Origin of the sequence: Pseudodesulfovibrio cashew, from assembly GCF_009762795.1 — a bacterium.
GTDB classification, from domain to species: domain Bacteria; phylum Desulfobacterota; class Desulfovibrionia; order Desulfovibrionales; family Desulfovibrionaceae; genus Pseudodesulfovibrio; species Pseudodesulfovibrio cashew.
The window spans coordinates 1,758,296-1,774,552 of the sequence record NZ_CP046400.1; the positions used below are offsets into that span (position 1 = coordinate 1,758,296).

A 16,257-nucleotide genomic window follows, 5' to 3' on the forward strand; every position below is an offset into this window, starting at 1 on the left:
TTTCGCTCCGTTCTTCATAGAGGGAAGATGGGGGTTTATGTTAATATTAGACGATCATGAAAAATAAATCCACACACGTTTGGAAAAAAAGTACTGCTCATGAAAAAAAGGGGAACGGCGCATCCGCCGTTCCCCTTTTGATTCGATATGTTCCGTATGCTCAACCGTTGTCGGTCAGCAGTCCCTCCACCAGGCCGGGGATGGTGTATTCCTCCGGTTCAATGGCGGGCGTAAAGCCAAACCGCTTGACCGTTTCGGTGGTCACCGGTCCGATGGAGGCGATCTTCACCTCCGGGTACTGCCTGAACACGTCCGGATTCACCAGCTCGAAGAAGTTCTCCACCGTGCTGGACGAGGTGAAGGTCACGTAGTTGATCTTGCCCTGGTCAAGGGCCGCCTCGATTTCATCGCCAGAGGACTGGACCAGCCGGGTCTCGTAGACCGGCAGTACGGTCACCGAGCAGCCTGCCTTCTTGAGCTCCTGCGGCAGCACTTCACGGGCAACCTTGGCGCGCGGGATAAGCACGTCCTGGCCCTGGATGCCGAGCTTGAGCAGTCCCTCGACCACATGTTCGGCAACGTATTTTTCCGGGATGAAGTCCGGGTTGATGCCTTTTTCGCGCAGGGCGTCCGCGGTGGCAGGCCCGATGGCCGCGATCTGCATGCCCGCGAATATGCGCGAGTCCAGGCCGATCTGGGCCAGTTGCTGCCAGAAGAATTTCACGCCGTTGACCGAAGTGAAGACCACCCACTGGTAGCGGGCCAGTTGCATGATGGCGGTCTCGACTTCCTCGTAGTCGTCCAGGGGCTCCACCGAAATGGTCGGGAACTCGTGTACGCACGCGCCCAGTCCCTTCAGGGTGTTCACCAGCCCGCTGGCTTGCTCTCTGGCGCGGGTCACGACCACGCCCTTGCCGAGCAGGGGCCGCTTCTCGAACCACGCCAGCTTGTCGTGCAGGGAGCAGACCGTGCCGACCACGATGATGGACGGAGATTTCCACTGCCGCCGTTCAGCCGCCTCGGCCACTTCCTCGAGGGTGGAGACGAACGAGGTCTGGTTGCAGCGCGTGCCCCAGCGGATCAGGGCTACAGGAGTGTCCGCAGGCCTGCCGTTCTTCATCAGGTTGTCCGCGATCATGGGAAGATTGCCCACGCCCATGTAGAAGACCAGGGTGGAGGTGGACTTGCCGTACACTTCCCAGTTGTGGCCGGACTCGCCCTTGGTCGGGTCCTCGTGGCCGGTGATGAAGCAGACCGAGGTTGTGTGGTCGCGGTGGGTGACCGGGATGCCCGCGTAGGCCGGGGCGGCCACGCCTGCCGTGATGCCGGGCACGACCTCGAAGTCGATGCCGGCCTCGACCAGCTCCTCGCCCTCTTCGCCGCCGCGCCCGAACACGTACGGGTCACCGCCCTTGAGGCGGCAGACGGTCAGCCCGGAGCGGGATTTCTCCACGATCAGGTCGTTGATCTTGTCCTGGGGCAGGGTGTGGTCGCCGCCCTTTTTGCCCACGTACAGGATTTCGCACTCCGGCTTGCACCACTTCAGAAAGTCGGCGTTTGCCAGGTAGTCGTAGATCATGATGTCGCAGGTCTCGATGATCTCCTTGGCGCGCAGGGTGAGCATGCCCGGATCGCCCGGACCGGCTCCGACGAGAAAGACGTTTGCCATGTTTGTTGCCTCCGGCGGCCGTGGGAAGGGGAGAGGGGAACCCTTTGTATAGGGCTTCCCCTCTCCCCTTCCCACGGACCCCCATCCCTTCTCCCCTCCTGAACTTTTTGGTTCCGCTTCGCGGGGAGGGTAGTGGGAATGGTGTGTTTTGTGCGGCGCCTGGGAAGGATCAGAGAGCGTCCTGTTGGGTAGAACGCGACTCTACGCCGCTTATGTGTCATATCGATCCCGGTCCGGGCTTCCCGGCGTGTAGGCCGAAAGTCCTGGCAGGGAGGTCTGGGGGAACCCTCTTGAGGGAGGGAGCCCCCAGGTTGCTTTCAATCTATGCCATCACCGACTCGAGGCGTTCCTTGAGCTGGGTGAGTTTGGTCTTTTCCTCTTCCATCTCGGCGAGCTTTTTCTTTTCGCCTTCGACCACGGCCTCGGGGGCGTTGTTGACGAAGCCGGGGTTCTTGAGCTTGCCGGCCACGCCCTTCATGGTCTTTTCGAGCTTTGCGAGGTTCTTGTCCAGGCGAGCCAGCTCCGCGTCGAAGTCGACCACGCCCTCCAGCGGGACCGAGATTTCGTTGCCACGGACCACGGCCGCACCGGACGCCTTGGGCGCCTTTACCTTCGGGCCGATGGTCACGTTGTCGATGCGGGCCAGGGACTTGATCAGGTCCACGTTGTCCTCCAGCACCGCGCGGTCGTCGTTGTCCACGGTCTTGATCAGCAGGTCGAGCTTCTTGGCGGGCTCAATGAGCAGTTCGGTGCGGATGTTGCGGGTGCCGGAGACCACGCCCATAAACAGGTCCATGCGGGAGACCACGTCGTGGTCGAGCAGGTCGTCGCGCATTGCCGGGAAGGGCAGGGTGGCGATGTCCTCGCTGCGGTCGTCGCCCGCCGGGCGCGGCAGGGCGGACCAGATCTCCTGGGTGATGAACGGGGTGACCGGGTGCAGCAACTGCATGGTCTCGGAGAGCACGGTCCACAGGACCTTCTGCGTGACCGCCTTGGCCTCGGCGTCCTCGCCGTACAGCACCGGCTTGATCATCTCCAGGTACCAGTCGCAGAACTCGGACCAGATGAATTTGTACAGGGTCTGGGCGATGTCGTTGAAGCGGTACTCCAGGGTGGCAGCCTTGATCTCGCGCTTGACCTCCTCCAGCCGGTGCAGGATCCAGGTGTCTGCCAGGGAGTCCGCGGCGTTGAGCTCCACCGCCGGGATTTCGTCCGGCAGGTTCATCATGGCGAAGCGGGTGGCGTTCCAGATCTTGTTCATGAAGTGCTTGTAGCCCTCGATGCGCTGCTCCGAGAGCTTGATGTCCCTGCCCATGGCCGCGAAGCTGGTCAGGGTGAAGCGCAGGGCGTCCGCCCCGTACTTGGCGATCATGTCCAGGGGGTCGATGACGTTGCCCGTGGACTTGGACATCTTCTTGCCCTTTTCGTCGCGGACCAGGGCGTGGATGTAGACGTGGTGGAACGGCACCTGCTCCATGAACTGAAGGCCCATCATCATCATGCGGGCAACCCAGAAGAACAGGATGTCGAAGCCGGTGATCAGGCAGGAGGTCGGGTAGTAGCGGGCCAGTTCCTTGGTGTCGTCGGGCCAGCCCATGGTGGAGAAGGGCCACAGGGCCGAAGAGAACCAGGTGTCCAGCACGTCCTCTTCCTGGACGATGTTCTTGCTGCCGCAGGCGGAGCAGGCGGACGGGTCCTCGATGGACACGGTCAGCTCACCGCACTTCTCGCAGGTCCAGGCCGGGATGCGGTGGCCCCACCAGATCTGACGCGAGATGCACCAGTCGCGGATATTGTCCAGCCAGTCGTAGTAGGTCTTGGTCCAGTGTTCGGGGAAAATCTGCGTTTCGGCCGGAACCGCTGCGCGGGCCTTCTCGGCCAGCGGCTTCATGGACACGAACCACTGGGTGGAGACGTGCGGCTCGATGACGGACTTGCAGCGGTAGCAGACGCCAACCGAGTGATCGTGCTCGACGATCTCCTCCAGGAAGCCCTCGGCTTCGAGGTCGGCCAGGATCGCCTTGCGGGCGGTGAGCACGTCCATGCCCTGGTACTTTTCCGGGCCGTTCTCGTTGATGATGCCGTCCTCGTCGAGCACGGAGATGACCTCCAGCTCGTGGCGAATGCCGATCTCCCAGTCGTTCATGTCGTGGGCCGGGGTGACCTTGAGGCAGCCGGTGCCGAATTCGACGTCGACGTAGGCGTCGCCGATGATGGGCAGCTTGCGGCCCACCAGGGGCAGGACGGCCTCCTTGCCGATGAGCTGGTTGAAGCGGTCGTCCTCGGGGTTCACCGCGATGGCGGTGTCGGCCAGCATGGTCTCGGGCCGGGTGGTGGCCACGATCAGGTGCCCGGAGCCGTCGGCCAGGGGATATTTGACGTGGTGCAGGTGGCCCGGCTTGGCCTCGTGTTCGACCTCGTCGTCGGCCAGGGCGGTGTGGCAGCGGTTGCACCAGTTGATGATGTAGTCGCCCTTGTAGACCAGGCCCTCTTCGTACAGCTTGACGAAGACCTGGCGCACGGCCTTGGCGCGCTGCTCGTCAAAGGTGAAGCACTCGCGGGTCCAGTCCACGGACGCGCCCATGCTGCGGATCTGGCTGAGGATGTGGTCGCCCTTTTCCTTCTTCCACTCCCAGACGCGCTCGATGAATTTTTCGCGGCCCAGGTCGTGGCGGGTGAGGCCCTCGGCCTTGAGCTGGCGCTCGACCACGTTCTGTGTGGCGATGCCCGCGTGGTCGGTGCCGGGAACCCACAGCACGTTCTTGCCCTGCTGCCGGTTGAAGCGGCACAGGATATCCTGCAGGGTCAGGTTCAGGGCGTGGCCCATGTGCAGCACGCCGGTGACGTTGGGCGGCGGGATGACGATGGAGTATGCGTCGCCCGGAGCATCCGGGTCGGGGGAGAAGGTCTTGTCCTCTTCCCAGTGTTTTTCCCATTTTGCTTCGACATCCCACGGTTCGTAGGCTTTGGCGAGTTCTTTACGGGCCATGTTGTTCCTTCCTTTATGGCGGCAAAAGGGTCGGCGCTCAGCACCGACAGCTTGAAATTTCGTATGGTTGCGCTTGCCTTGGCCAGCGTCTCTTTGATAGCGTCGGACTACCTTTGTCGAGAGAGCCGGGCATGTCAAGCATACATATATATTGGGACGAGTCGCATTTCTGGGGATTGCTGGTCACCCGCGCGCTGACCGCGTGGGGCATTCCGCATCGCCTCGTGCGCGGCCACGAAATAGCCGATGGCGTGCTTTCTGGCAAGTCCGGCCCAAGGCCGGAGCTGCTCATCGTTCCCGGCGGGCGGGCCAAGGGCAAGACGGATCGGCTCGGCCTCAAGGGCATGGACGCCGTGTGCGAGTACGTCCACTCGGGGGGCACCTACCTCGGCTTCTGCGGCGGCACAGGCCTGGGTCTCACCGGGCCGTACTCGCTGGGGCTCTCCCCCTGGACTCGCCAGGGCTACAAGAACAGGCTGCATCATTTCCTCTCGGGCCACGTGACCTCGGACCTGGCCGCCGACCCGCTGGTGCCGGAAGGGCTGGGCGGCGAGGCCATGCTCCCTGTCTGGTGGCCGGGCCGCTTCGCCCCCTCTGACAACGGGGTGACCGTGCTCGCCCGCTACCGCGTCCCCGGTCCGGACTTCTGGGTGGCCGACCTGCATCTGGCGTCCCTGCCCAAGGGGACCATGACCGACTGGGAGAACCTGTACGGCATCCACCTCCGCCCGGACTTCCTCGAAGGGCTGCCCTGCGTCACGCGCAACGAGTTCGGCGCCGGGCGGGTCATCCTCAGCTACGCCCACCTGGAGACCCCGGCTTCGCCCCCGGCCAACCGCTGGCTCGGGCATATCCTTTCCACTGTGTTGGGCGAAACCGTGGGCGAGATCCCGGTCCCGGCCTGGGACGTGGCCGCGCGTCCTGTGCGCTGGGACGACCCGGTCCTGGCCTCGGCCAGGGCGGCAATGGAAGAGACTGTGGCCACCGGACTCAGCCACTTCCTGCTTTTCTGGCGCACTCCCTGGCTGCTCGGCTGGCGGCGCGGCATTCCGGGCGCGGGGATCAACTCGCTTTACTCCCTCATCTGCGAGGCCATGGCCCGCGAACCCGACGATGCGGCCCTCGCCTTCTGGAAGCGTCGGCGCGACCAGTTCGCCGTGTTGATGAAGCTCTTGGCGGGCGGGTTGTCCGGTTACCTGCTGGCCGAACGGCTGGCCATGACCGTATTCCACTCCGATCCCGAAGCCGTTTCACAGGCCGGACTTCTGGAGCAGCGACGCGCCCTTTTTGGCAGGCCCCCCGAGCCCGGCGGCATACACGCCGACCTGGCGGCCATGCTGGAGGAACTCTACTGGTTGCTTTCCTTGTCTAATAATAACAGTCACTAATGCTGCCTGCTTCTGGCCCATTTGCCATTTATGGCATGGGTGTGGTATATATCAAACCTAACTGTTGGGAATTGGACGGAAGGGGAGCCGTCTGTTTTCCTTGAGACTTTTCTGGGGCGGAAGCCTCTCCACTCCCGGATCACTCCTTGCGCGGGTCGGCCATGGCCAAAAACAACGCAACGAAACAGCCTCGGGATGCACAGTTCCGATTTGCCATGTCCGAGGACGGCATGAAGCTCGGCGTGAGCCGTTACTTCCCGCCCAATGGCGGCGAAGGGCCGTCCGTGGAGTTGCTCAAGCGGCAGTTGGCCGATGCGGGCGTGCTCCTGCCCGTGGACGAAGTCGCTGCCCGCCAGGTGGTGGAGGGAATCCTCGATCAAGGCGAGATCAAACGCCTCGCCCTGGTCAACGGCATCCCTGCCCAGGAGCCGAGAGACGGCTGTCTCATGGCCCTGGGGGACCTGGAATTCCCTGTATTCCCCGGTGACCGTTTCGCACGCAAGCGCGAGCCGCTCCAGGCCAAGCCGGGCGAAACCATCGACGGCCGTCTGATCAAACCCCGCGAAGATTTCGAGCCCGCCGACCTCAAGCTGACCATGGGCGACAATGTCGAGTTCGACGCCCTGAGCAGTTCCTACGTCTCCCAGGTCTGGGGTATGGTCCGGCTCAAGGACGGCATCATCTCCGTTGACCTCATTCCCGTTATCTCCGAAGACGCCATCACGGTCTCCGGCACGGTGCACCATCGCGACTTCAAGGGGCGCGCCGTGACCGTGGCCCAGATCGAAAAGGAGTTGCGCGACCTGGGCGTGGTCATCGACATCGACACGGACCGCCTGGACGCCCTCCTGAAAAAGGCAGCAGCCCTGGGCAAACCTGTGCCGGACGAGGTCCTGGCGTCGGGCGCCTACCCGGTGCCGGGCAAGGACGGCTGGTTCGAGTTCCTGGTCTCGTCGCGAGAGACCGCGGGCATCGAGGACGAGGCGGGCCGCCTCGACTTCCGCAATCGCGGCACGTATCCCATGGTCAACCTGGGCCAGGTCATCGGGCGGCTGCACGCGCCCACGGCAGGCGAGGGCGGCATCGATATTTACGGCAAGACCATCCCCGCCCACGCCGGGCGCGAGCTGCACGTTCACAAGGGCCAGGGCGTCCAGGTTCTGGATGACAAGGTGACCTACACGGCATCGGCCGAGGGTGTCGTCTCCATGGAAAAGGGGACCCTGTCGGTCACGGATTGCCTGATCATTTCCGGCGATGTGGATATCTCCACGGGCAACGTGGAAGTGGAGCGGGGGTCGGTCAAGATCCTCGGTTCGGTCCAGGCCGGGGCCGTGGTCTCCGCGCCCAAGCACGTCATCGTGGCCGGGTCCGTTGAGTCCGCCACGGTCACCGCCGGGGGGGACGTCGTTGTTTCGGGCGGCATCCTCATGCCCGAGGGCGGCACGGTGCGCGCCGAAAACGACGTGCTGGCGGGCTACGCCACCAATGCCCGCATCATTGCCGGCCGCGACGTGGAGATCGCCAACGACACCACCAATTCCCGCATCCAGGCGGAGGGGCGGTTCCTGGGCACCAAGGGCAAGGGGCACGTCCAGGGCGGCGAAATCATCACCTCCAAGGGCATGGAGATCAACGAGGTCGGCTCGGAGCTCGGGGTGGACACCCGGATTACCGTACGCATAGATCACGCCGACGACAGCGCGTTGCGCGAGGAGCGGCAGAAGATCAAGGTGGCCATCAGCCGCATCGACGAGGCCATCGGCACCGACCCGGTTGAGGCGATCCTGTCCCGGACCCCGGCGGAGAAGCGACCGGCCGTGGCCGAGGTCATCAAGCATCGGAACGCCCTGATCCGGCGACGGAAGGATATCGCGGACCGCATCACCCGCCTCATGCTCGAGCGCCAGGAGGAGCTGGCCGGGGTCAAGGTCAAGGTCAAGCGGCTGCTGCATCCCGGCACCATGATCCGATTCGGCGGCAAGTCTTTCAACATCACCAAGCGCACCGAAGCGTCGACCATCTACTGGAGCGAGCGCGACCGGGATATCGTCATCGAGTAACCCGCCGGACCGGCTGTGGGAAATTTTCCTTCCTCCTTGCCTCTGCTCGACCACAGGGGCTAGGATGACAGTGTTGCGCACATCCAACCAAAGGAGTCTGCCATGTCCATGACCGACAGGATGACCACGGCCTCCAGGACCGATATCCTGAAGCGGTTCGCCGTAACCCTGGTATGCATGATATTTCTGGAGGTGACGATCATGCTGGTCCAGCTCTCGGTGTTGTTCCAGTATTGCTACCTGCTTGCGGCCAAGCGGCGGAGCGAGCCCCTGCGAGGGTTCACCAACGGCCTGACCCAGTACGGGTACCGTCTCATGCGCTATAATACCCTGAGCGAGAACCGCCGTCCCTTCCCCTTCAACGCCTATCCCGAAGACGGGGATTGCGAACCGCCGACGAGGCAGGTACAGTTCCGGTAATCATGCAGAACAGCTACCGTTTCTTCAGCAATCGCGAGTGTGAATACTTCCCCTGCCACAAGACCGGGAAGCCGGATGAGTTCAACTGCCTGTTCTGCTACTGCCCGCTCTATTTCTTCGAGGAGTGCGGCGGGAACTGCCGTGTGCTCGAGTCCGGGGTCAAGGACTGCACCGGCTGCCTCATACCCCACAGCCCCAAGGGCTACGACTACATAGTGGGACGGCTCAAGGAGCGCTTCGAGGCAATCCGGAACAGCGGAGAATAGAGTCCCCCATCGGGGGGCAGAGATTCCAGGTGTTCTCCTGAACGGGATGATCCCGCCTTATGGCGCGGCCTTCCCGGCTTCGCTCCGCTGCTTTGGCAAGCGCTTTTTGACCAGGTGGTCCGACAGGATCAGCGCCTGATAATACATGTTGATCTTGTTCACGTACCGAACGGGCTCCATGCCGACCAGGCTCATGGCTCCGTATTCCGTATTGTGGAACCAGAAACGGTCGTCTAGGCCCATGCTCACTGCCTTCTCCCTGCATTGTCTGATTCTGGTCGGGCCGGCGTTGTATGAAGCCAGGGCAAAGCGGATTCGGACCGCCTCGTCTGGGACTTGCGCCGGGTCGAAGTATCGGTCCCGGAGCAGGGCCAGGTACTTCACCCCGGCGTGGATATTGTTCTCCACGGAGTGGATGTCCGCTATCCCGATGCGCTTGTCCCTGGCGATGACCGGCATGAGCTGCATCACGCCCACTGCGCCGGCGTGCGACTTGGCGTTGTGGTCGAACTGGGATTCCTGGAAGGCCAGGGCCGCCACGAGCCGCCAGTCCAGTCCATATCTGGCCGCGTACTTCTTGAACAGCGGCGTGTAGGCGCTGAAGTTCTCCACCTCATAGGGCTCATCCAGCGGGTGCTCCAGCAGGGCGCCGCTTCGATAATAGCGGTTGAAATAGATGTTGCCGAGCAGAGAGCCCTTTCTCACCGTTTTGGCAAAGGCATCCAGACTGGCCTTGAGTTCCGGGTTGTCCTTGCGAACCATCCAGGCAATCCGGCCCCCGGTCTTCAGGGCCACGTCCTTGAGGACGCGAATGTCGGGCAGGCTTCTGGTCCAGAGCTCGGCGAGGTGACCGTCGGCAAGGGTGATGCCGACGATCCCGGCATTGACCATCTCCAGAACGTCCTCGGTGGTCTCGTATTCCGGAATGGTGACCACGTCCACGAGCGGCTTGCCCTTGGCGAGCAACTGCCGGTTGAGTTGATCCAGGCTTTCCTTGTAGCTGCTGGACTCGCGGACCAGGACCGTGCGGCCGGAAAGATCCTCCGGCTTCCGGATGCCGGAAATGCTCTTGTGCGTGACCACCAGCTCCTTCACGTCCGTCAGGTAGGGAGCGGTGAAGGCGACCTTTTTCTCGCGCTCAGGGGTGATGGTGGTCAATGCGGCCACGATATCGCCGCGCCCGTCCAGCAGGGCGGGGATGAGCTGGTCGGAGGGCACGGGGATGAACTCCACCGAGACTTCGTGTTTTCCGGGGAGGGTCTTGCTCAGGAATTTTTCATACTCCTTGAGCAGGCTGTACTCGAAGCCGTAGACCTTGGCCTTGTCCATGAAAAATATGGTCGGAGAGAAGGACGTCAGGACCCGGACAGAACGCTTTTTCAGCATGTCGGGCAGGTCGCCGGTCCTGGCTCGGGAAGTCCTGGAGTAGGTGTGGTGTTCGTATTCAGCGGCGTACGCCGTGGCATGCGCCGCGAGGAACAGGCAAAAGATGGTCGGAAAGAGTAAGATCGTACGCATTTTCATCGGGCTTCGATCCCTCGTTGACACGCTGAAAAGGGGAATGTCCGGCTTGAAAGCGTCATTTCGATTCCTCTGAATCAGTCTGGTCCGGATGAACCGCTACAGGCTGCGGTCACTTCTTTTTCTTCACGTTGAAGGGCGAGTGGGACATGTATTGGTCGAACTCGCGGGAGTTGAGCTTGTGCTCCCGGGTCATCTCGCCGGCCTGGTCCTCCAGGTCCATGTCGCTGTTCTGGAAGCGGCACAGGGAGATGTAGGCGTTCTTGACCCTTGCCAGCTCCTCGGGCTGCTTTTTCTTCCAATAATAGTAGGCCAGGATCTTGGCCGCGCTCTTGACGTGCTCCTTGGGGAAGGGGAGACGGCGCTTGTCGATGACCGACTTGGTGTCGCCGCCCTCGATGAGCGGCAGGTAGGCTACCAGGACCTGCTTTGAGCGTTGCAGGGAATCCGCTGAAACGCGGTACACGGTCCGTTTCCGGTTGCGGTTCTGCATGTAGCGGATGAAGTAGAGGATGCCGGTCAGGATGAAAATACCGAGCCAAACCTCGGTGTCGAGGATTTCGAACATGGGGTCTATCTCCGCCGCGTGAGGTACGGTTTGAGGTTGATCCGGTAGGAAGCCGGGTCCGCGCATTCCAGGATTTCCAGGTCTTCTCCGCCCATGGCGTGGCGCGCGGCCAGGTCCACCAGTTCAGAGGGGATGGGGTGCAGATCCTGATCCAGGATGATCTTGATCTTGGGCAGGAGCGGTTGGGCCGGGTTGGACTCGTAGACCACGCCGTAGAATCCCGAGGAGAGCTTGACCAGGCTGCCCGAAGGAAAGATGCCCAGGCACTTGATGAAGTTCTGGACCTCAAGGGGGTCGAAGTCCTGTCCGCGCATGCCGTACATGATGGCCAGGGCCTTATTGGGCAGGATGGCGTCCTTGTAGGAGCGGTCGCTGGTCAGGGCGTCGTAGACGTCGGCCAGGGAGATGATCCGCGCCAGCGGCGACGTCCCCTCCCTCGTCCTGTGGCCCGGATATCCGCTGCCGTTGAATTTTTCGTGATGGTCGCGCACTGCGAGCAGGATCTCGTCGGGCACGGTCTCCTGCTTTTTCAGGATTTCGAAGCCGTATTCCGGGTGACGCTTGATCTCCGCGAATTCGTTGTCGTTGAGCCTGGCCCGCTTGTTGATGATCCGCTCGGGCACGGCGGTCTTTCCCAGGTCGTGCATCAGTCCGGCCACGCCCAGCTGGTTGAGGTCGTGATGACTCAGGCCGAGGTACTCGCCGAAGACCACGGCGATGGCCGAGACGTTGATGCAGTGGGAGTAGGTGTAGTCGTCGAAGCGGGAGAGCTTGGAGAGACAGAGCAGGGTGTTGGGATTGCGTACGGCCGAGGCCACGATTTCGTCCACGGCCTCCACCGAGGCGGCGTAATCCACCTTGCGTCCCAGCTTGGCGTCGTGGATGACCCGGTGGGCCTGGGTCATGACCTTTTCATAGGCTTCCTGGGCCACTTCGATCTCTTCCTCGAAGGGCACGCGTTCCCTGACCGGGGGGGATTCTCCCGTCTCCTTGAGCAGTTGGTCCAGCCGTTTTTCCAGGGGCGGCTCGCCGGGCACGCGGACCTCGATGAAGGCGTGGCGGAACCCCTCGTTCCTGATGCGGGCGATCTGGGCGTCGGAGCGGATGACGCCGGGCACGGTATAGAGGTTGGGCAGGTGTTCCCACACGTCGCTGGACAGCCGGACGATTTCCATGCCCGGTTTCAGCTCGTCTATGGCAACCTTCTTGATCATGCCCCGTTCACTCCCCGCGCCCTACAGGCTGTGGCGCGAAATCTTGTCGAGATACTCGCGGATGGTGCCCATCTCTTCCTTGCTTATGTCCAGAAACATGCAGCCCATGGTCATGATGCCCTTTTCCCTGGAGAGATTCTTTACCGCCACGGCTACCTTCAGTTCCCCGAGGCTGCCCAGGTTCATGGCCACGATCAGGGCGTCGTCCACCCTGGTCTGCCGGAGCACGTCGCGTTCCCCCACCCGGACCGAGAGCTTGCAGCCCGACTCGCTGGCGTTGACGATGAGGCACTCCACCTCGTCGTCGGTGGTGTGCAGCACGCCGTCGATGTTGCATTCCTTTCGCTTGGAGGAACGCAGGGCGAGCTTTTCCACCATGTTCGGGTACTGGATGAACAGCAGCGGGGCAGGCGTGGTGATGGCGTTTTCGACCTGGGCCATGAACCCGTTGACCGTTCCCTGGTGGACGTATTTGACGACCACGTTGCGGCCGTTGGCGAGTTCCCTGCGCAGGGCCGAAGGCAGGCGGACCTTGATGATGACGAATTCATAGGGGTCGAAGCCGACGATACGGCCTCTGTAGCTTTGGCTGCTGCCGGGAACGCGCAGAATGACTTCCTTGCCGGGCGAGGCGTCGAGTTGGACGCCAGGGACCCGGATCACCTTGGCGTTTTCGGGAACGGCGGTTGCCTGAGTCTGGGAGCCTTCCTCCCGTTTTATCTCCGGCGCGGCCGCCGCCTGTTGCTGTGCTGGGGTCATGGGTGCTTCGCTCACTCCTGTCCTGTGTTCAGTCTGATTTGTCGGCCTGTTCCCCGCATGCGAGGGAATGGTCCTCTCTTTCCATTAGCCGATGCGGCAGGGGCTGTCGATAGGGGTATTTCACGATCAGGACAAAGTCGCCCGGAAAAGTCAGAAGACCTCGGCCTCGAACCAGAGGATGGTGGTGTCGGGGTCTTCCCAGGCGCTGGGGTCCAGCCCCGCCTTGACGCAGGTCTGGGCCAGGAAGGTCGCCCGGTCCCAGCCCCACTCCACGGGAACCTGGGGCAGGAGCAGGCCGGTGCGGCCGTGGCGCGACATGATGAGCCCGTGGCGGCCCACCTCGACCAGAGCGGGGTCGGGACAGGGCTCGATGGGGCCGAGGATGGAGATTTCGTACTCCAGCGCGTCGAACTCGTGCTCGCTGACCGGGGGGAACCTCGGGTCCTGGAAAGCCGCGCTCTGGGCCATGTTCCAGACCGTGCGGAAGAGTTCGCCCGAGCCCTGGACGTTGCCGATGCAGCCGCGCAGGTGGCCGCCCAGCTTGAGGGTGACGAAGGCACCCAACTCCTCGCGGAGCTTGTCCGTGGGCGGTTCCGGCGGTCCGAAGGGACCGTCCGAAGGGTGCAGGCCGAAGGAGATGGACTGGACCACCAGGTCCTTGAGGTATGCCTTTTCCTCGTCGGTCAGTTCAAAGCGGAATTCGGACATGGCTACTCCTTTGTTTGCACGGCCCGGGGCACGAAGAACATGCCCGCCAGGCCGACGGCGAAGAGAACGATGACGGATGACAGCCCCACCCGCTGGCTGCCGGAGGCAAGGGTCAGCCATCCCACCAGCAGGGGGCCCATGAAGGACGTCAGCTTGCCGGAAAGGGCGAACAGGCCGAACATCTCGCCGCGCAGCTCCGCCGGAGCGGTACGCGCCAGATAGGAACGGCTGGAGGCCTGGACCGGCCCTACGAATATACCCACGGCCAGCCCGAAAATCCAGAACAGGGTCAGATTGGTGATGGTCAGGATCAGTCCGCAGCAGATCGTCAAGCAGGCCAGGGATACGAGGATGGTCCTGCGCGGGCCGACTTTGTCGTCCATCCAGGCGAAGCCGGCTGCCCCGAGACCGGCGGTGACGTTCAGGCCGATGCCGAAGAGGATAACTTCGGACGGGGACATGCCGAAGCTCCCGGCAGCGTAGATGCCGCCGAAGGCGAACAGGGTGGCCAGGCCGTCGTTGTAGAACATGCGCGCCAGCAGGAACAGGGCGATGTGGCGGTAGCGGCGCACGTTGCCCAGGGAACTTTTTATCTGGGCGGCCCCTTCCCGGATGGCCTGCCCGAGCGGAATGCGCCGGTCTCCGGCGTCGGGCGAGAACAGGAACAGGGGCAGGCAGAAGAGCAGATACCAGGCCGCGGTCAGCGGCATGACTGCGCGTACGTGTAGGGCCTCCTCGTGGGGAATGCCGAACCACGCGCCCGGCTGGACGAAGCCGTACAGGGCGATGACCAGCAGAACCAGGCCGCCGGCGTAGCCCAGCCCCCAGCCCCAGCCCGACCAGCGGCCCACGGCCTCGGGCTCGGCCAGGCCCGGGAGCATGGCGTTGTAAAAGATCATGGCGTATTCGCTGCCCACGGTGCCGATCCCGGCCAAAAGCAGGGCCAGGGGCACGCAGGCGGTGTCCGGGCGCACGAACCAGAGCAGTCCGGTTGCGGCGATGCAGAGCCCGGTGAAGAGGGCGAGCCATGGCTTTCGCCGCCCCGTGCGGTCGGCCACGGCTCCCAGCAGCGGGCCGCCCAGGCCGATGACCAGCCCGGCCGCGCCCATCATGTTGCCCCACAGGGCCGTGCCCACGGTCTCGTTCGCTGCCACCCCCTTGGCGAAGTAGGCGGCGAAGACAAAAGTCTGGATCAGGGCCGCAAACCCGGAGTTGGCCCAGTCGTAGAGCGCCCAGGCTCGGAGGGCGCGCACATCTGTGGCGCGGGGTGAGTCGTCCTGTGTGCTCATTGGGTGGGAATGGCGTCGCGGCACGCCTGGACAAAGGCTTCGGCCATGCCCGGATGACTTGCGAAGTGGAGGTGGATGTAGGAGCCCAGTGTGTTTGCGTGCAGGAACCCCTCGGGGTGAGGGATGACCCCCTTGCGTCCTCGCACGGCATAGGCCGTTCGGGTGGTGGAGAGATCGGCGTCCTCGCGGATGGAGGAGTAGTGGAACTCGTGGCCCCTTGCCGTCAGCCCGGCCGGGCCGAACAGGGTTGTATCGCGGGTGGTGACCTCCCGGTAGCCGAGGGCCCGGAACCGCTCGCCCATGTCAGCGCGGAAGGGGAAGACTCCGGTCATGGCGTAGCGCCCGCGCCCGGTGATGATGTCCTCCATCAGGTACATGAAGCCGCCGCACTCGGCGTAGACCGGGCGGCCGGACTCACAGAACTCCCTGACTTCGCGCCGCAGCTTGTTGTTCTGGCCCAGCTCGAAGGCGTAGAGTTCGGGATAGCCGCCGCCCAGGTAGAGGCCGTCCAGGGCGTCGGGCAGCCTCGGGGCGGTCATGGGTGAAAATTCCACCAGCCGTGCGCCGGCGTCACGCAGCAGGCGCAGGTTTTCCTCGTAGTAGAAGCAGAAGGCCGCGTCCCGGGCAATGCCGATGGTCACGGTGCCCATCTGGGGGACCGGCTCGAAGGGCGGGATCGCCTCGATATCCGGCAGGGCCTCCAGGAGCGCGTCCAGGTCCATGCCTCGCTCCACCCAGTCCGCCAGCCGTCCATAGCGGTCCGGGTCGGCCTCGCCGCATTCGGCGGTGACCAGGCCCAGATGGCGGGAGGGGGTGGCGATGGATTCGTCCCGGCCCAGGCAACCCAGTACCGGGATATTCGGCATGAGGGACATGGCCTCGGTGAGCAGGCTCGCGTGGTTTTCGCTGCCCACCCGGTTGAAGATCACCCCCGCGAGGTTCACGTCCGGGTCGAAGCCCGCGTAGCCCGAGACCAGGGCCGCTGCGGAACGGGCCATGGACCGGGCGTCCACGACCAGGATTACGGGCAGGCCCAGGGTCTTGGCCATCTGGGCGGTGGACCCGCTGTCGTCCGTGCCGGAGATGCCGTCGTACAGGCCCATGACGCCTTCGGCTACGGCCACGTCGCAGTGGGCGGCGTAGCGGTTGAAAATGTCGAGGTTGGTGGCCGCGTCGAGCATCCAGCCGTCCAGGTTGTGGCTGGGCACGGGCTTGCCGTCCACGGCGCAGGCCAGGGCGTGGTGCCCGGGATCGATGAAGTCGGGGCCGCACTTGTAGGGCTGCACGGCCAGCCCTCGTCGGGCCAGGGCCGCCATGAGGCCCAGCGAAACCGATGTCTTGCCGCACCCGCTGTGCGTTCCGGCGACGACAAAGCCCTTGACCGTGCTCATGGGGTCTCCCGG

General features: G+C 63.5%; 13 protein-coding genes. 4 read left to right on the plus strand and 9 right to left on the minus strand.

Annotated elements, in window-relative coordinates; genetic code table 11:
- Positions 1–160: 160 nt before the first annotated feature.
- Both cobA and GM415_RS07895 read right to left on the minus strand, forming a co-directional pair.
- The gene (gene cobA, locus GM415_RS07890; RefSeq protein ID WP_158947274.1) at positions 161–1,669 is read right to left on the minus strand and encodes a uroporphyrinogen-III C-methyltransferase; all 1,509 of its coding nucleotides are present in this window, start codon (positions 1,667–1,669) and stop codon (positions 161–163) included.
- Positions 1,670–1,991: 322 nt separating this feature from the next.
- Positions 1,992–4,658 carry a valine--tRNA ligase gene (locus GM415_RS07895; RefSeq protein ID WP_158947275.1) on the minus strand — a complete coding sequence of 889 codons (2,667 nt, stop codon included), beginning with the start codon at positions 4,656–4,658 and terminating at the stop codon, positions 1,992–1,994.
- 131 nt (positions 4,659–4,789) lie between these two features.
- On the opposite strand from GM415_RS07895, the gene GM415_RS07900 reads away from it, so the two are divergent.
- From GM415_RS07900 to GM415_RS07915, 4 genes are all read left to right on the plus strand, one after another.
- Positions 4,790–6,046 (plus strand): BPL-N domain-containing protein, encoded by a 1,257-nt coding sequence (locus tag GM415_RS07900; RefSeq protein WP_158947276.1) that lies wholly within the window; start codon positions 4,790–4,792, stop codon positions 6,044–6,046.
- Between the two features lie 161 nt (positions 6,047–6,207).
- Positions 6,208–8,109: a FapA family protein gene (locus GM415_RS07905; RefSeq protein WP_158947277.1), complete on the plus strand. Its 1,902-nt coding sequence runs from the start codon at positions 6,208–6,210 to the stop codon at positions 8,107–8,109.
- Between the two features lie 102 nt (positions 8,110–8,211).
- Complete coding sequence (locus GM415_RS07910; RefSeq protein ID WP_158947278.1) at positions 8,212–8,529, plus strand: DUF4389 domain-containing protein; 318 nt, start codon at positions 8,212–8,214, stop codon at positions 8,527–8,529.
- Between the two features lie 2 nt (positions 8,530–8,531).
- Positions 8,532–8,795 (plus strand): cysteine-rich small domain-containing protein, encoded by a 264-nt coding sequence (locus GM415_RS07915; RefSeq protein ID WP_158947279.1) that lies wholly within the window; start codon positions 8,532–8,534, stop codon positions 8,793–8,795.
- Between the two features lie 57 nt (positions 8,796–8,852).
- Here the strand turns inward: GM415_RS07915 and GM415_RS07920 are convergent, their stop codons facing one another.
- The 7 genes from GM415_RS07920 to GM415_RS07950 all read right to left on the minus strand — a co-directional run bounded on the left by GM415_RS07920 (position 8,853) and on the right by GM415_RS07950 (position 16,245).
- Complete coding sequence (locus tag GM415_RS07920; RefSeq protein ID WP_158947280.1) at positions 8,853–10,313, minus strand: MltF family protein; 1,461 nt, start codon at positions 10,311–10,313, stop codon at positions 8,853–8,855.
- Between the two features lie 115 nt (positions 10,314–10,428).
- Entirely contained in the window at positions 10,429–10,884 is a 456-nt protein-coding gene (locus tag GM415_RS07925) for a hypothetical protein (protein ID WP_158947281.1), read from the minus strand.
- A 5-nt stretch (positions 10,885–10,889) separates the two neighbouring features.
- The gene (locus tag GM415_RS07930) at positions 10,890–12,098 is read right to left on the minus strand and encodes an HD-GYP domain-containing protein (RefSeq protein ID WP_158947282.1); all 1,209 of its coding nucleotides are present in this window, start codon (positions 12,096–12,098) and stop codon (positions 10,890–10,892) included.
- 21 nt (positions 12,099–12,119) lie between these two features.
- Positions 12,120–12,857 carry a flagellar brake domain-containing protein gene (locus GM415_RS07935; RefSeq protein ID WP_158947283.1) on the minus strand — a complete coding sequence of 246 codons (738 nt, stop codon included), beginning with the start codon at positions 12,855–12,857 and terminating at the stop codon, positions 12,120–12,122.
- 150 nt (positions 12,858–13,007) lie between these two features.
- The gene (gene amrA, locus GM415_RS07940) at positions 13,008–13,565 is read right to left on the minus strand and encodes an AmmeMemoRadiSam system protein A (RefSeq protein ID WP_158947284.1); all 558 of its coding nucleotides are present in this window, start codon (positions 13,563–13,565) and stop codon (positions 13,008–13,010) included.
- A gap of 2 nt (positions 13,566–13,567) precedes the next feature.
- A complete protein-coding gene (locus GM415_RS07945) occupies positions 13,568–14,854 on the minus strand; it encodes an MFS transporter (RefSeq protein ID WP_158947285.1) in 1,287 nt (428 codons plus the stop codon).
- A complete protein-coding gene (locus GM415_RS07950) occupies positions 14,851–16,245 on the minus strand; it encodes a cobyrinic acid a,c-diamide synthase CobB (RefSeq protein ID WP_158947286.1) in 1,395 nt (464 codons plus the stop codon). Before GM415_RS07950 ends, GM415_RS07945 begins: the two co-directional genes overlap by 4 nt.
- Positions 16,246–16,257 lie beyond the last annotated feature (12 nt).

Excerpts from the sequence above, each read along its gene's own strand:
- cobA (WP_158947274.1), bottom strand. The coding sequence starts at position 1,669 with ATGGCAAACGTCTTTCTCGTCGGAGCCGGTCCGGGCGATCCGGGCATG.
- GM415_RS07935 (WP_158947283.1), bottom strand. The coding sequence starts at position 12,857 with ATGACCCCAGCACAGCAACAGGCGGCGGCCGCGCCGGAGATAAAACGG.
- GM415_RS07950 (WP_158947286.1), bottom strand. The coding sequence starts at position 16,245 with ATGAGCACGGTCAAGGGCTTTGTCGTCGCCGGAACGCACAGCGGGTGC.
- amrA (WP_158947284.1), bottom strand. The coding sequence starts at position 13,565 with ATGTCCGAATTCCGCTTTGAACTGACCGACGAGGAAAAGGCATACCTC.
- GM415_RS07900 (WP_158947276.1), top strand. The coding sequence starts at position 4,790 with ATGTCAAGCATACATATATATTGGGACGAGTCGCATTTCTGGGGATTG.
- GM415_RS07895 (WP_158947275.1), bottom strand. The coding sequence starts at position 4,658 with ATGGCCCGTAAAGAACTCGCCAAAGCCTACGAACCGTGGGATGTCGAA.
- GM415_RS07915 (WP_158947279.1), top strand. The coding sequence starts at position 8,532 with ATGCAGAACAGCTACCGTTTCTTCAGCAATCGCGAGTGTGAATACTTC.
- GM415_RS07945 (WP_158947285.1), bottom strand. The coding sequence starts at position 14,854 with ATGAGCACACAGGACGACTCACCCCGCGCCACAGATGTGCGCGCCCTC.
- GM415_RS07925 (WP_158947281.1), bottom strand. The coding sequence starts at position 10,884 with ATGTTCGAAATCCTCGACACCGAGGTTTGGCTCGGTATTTTCATCCTG.
- GM415_RS07930 (WP_158947282.1), bottom strand. The coding sequence starts at position 12,098 with ATGATCAAGAAGGTTGCCATAGACGAGCTGAAACCGGGCATGGAAATC.
- GM415_RS07920 (WP_158947280.1), bottom strand. The coding sequence starts at position 10,313 with ATGCGTACGATCTTACTCTTTCCGACCATCTTTTGCCTGTTCCTCGCG.
- GM415_RS07905 (WP_158947277.1), top strand. The coding sequence starts at position 6,208 with ATGGCCAAAAACAACGCAACGAAACAGCCTCGGGATGCACAGTTCCGA.
- GM415_RS07910 (WP_158947278.1), top strand. The coding sequence starts at position 8,212 with ATGTCCATGACCGACAGGATGACCACGGCCTCCAGGACCGATATCCTG.